This is a genomic window from Actinoplanes solisilvae (assembly GCF_003999975.1).
In the GTDB taxonomy this organism is placed as follows: Bacteria; Actinomycetota; Actinomycetes; order Mycobacteriales; family Micromonosporaceae; genus Actinoplanes; species Actinoplanes solisilvae.
This window is the reverse complement of record NZ_RJAC01000111.1, coordinates 1-599: the sequence shown is the minus strand read 5'-3', so window position 1 is coordinate 599 and position 599 is coordinate 1. Positions and strand designations below refer to the sequence as shown.

At 65.6% G+C, this 599-nt stretch carries 1 protein-coding gene; it reads right to left on the bottom strand.

The features are described from left to right. Positions 1-332: 332 nt before the first annotated feature. On the bottom strand, positions 333-599 hold a 267-nt coding region (locus EER30_RS46785; RefSeq protein WP_164842821.1), incomplete at its 5' end, for a GNAT family N-acetyltransferase.

Here is a 599-nt window from a genome sequence, read left to right as displayed (position 1 = left end):
ACCTTGGGCGGATCTCAGTTCCGGTACTCGCTCTCACCGGTCGGCACGATCACGTATGCGGTCCGAGATGGACCCACGAATTAGGCGCTTCGATCCCTGATGCCACCGAGGTCGTGCTGGGACGGAGCGGCCACTTTCCACACCACGAACAACCCGTGCAGTTCGCGTCAGCGATCCGCGCCTTCACACTCGGATAGGTAGGTCTGCTCCAGCTGCCGGCCCGAGGGTGCGGCAGCGATCGGTCTCGATCAGGGTACCGTCGATACTGACCGTGGGTATAGCCATCCGTAGTCGCGGCGACGGCTCGACACCGGGTCGCACGACGATCCGGATCACGTCGGCACCTGCAGATGGCGGTAGGTCGTCACGGTCCGAAAGCCAATCCGGCGATACACCGCCTCGCCCACAGCGCTCGCCTGGAGCGTGGCCAGGCGCATCCCGATCCTTTTCGCGATGTCCAGGGCTGCCTGGGTCAACGCCGTCGCCACCCCTCGCCGGCGGTACGCCGGGTCGGTAGCGATGAAGTACAGGGCCGCCGTCTCGGTGGCAACGGACAACGTGCAAGTACCGACCGTACGGCCGTCGATGATCCCGGCGAG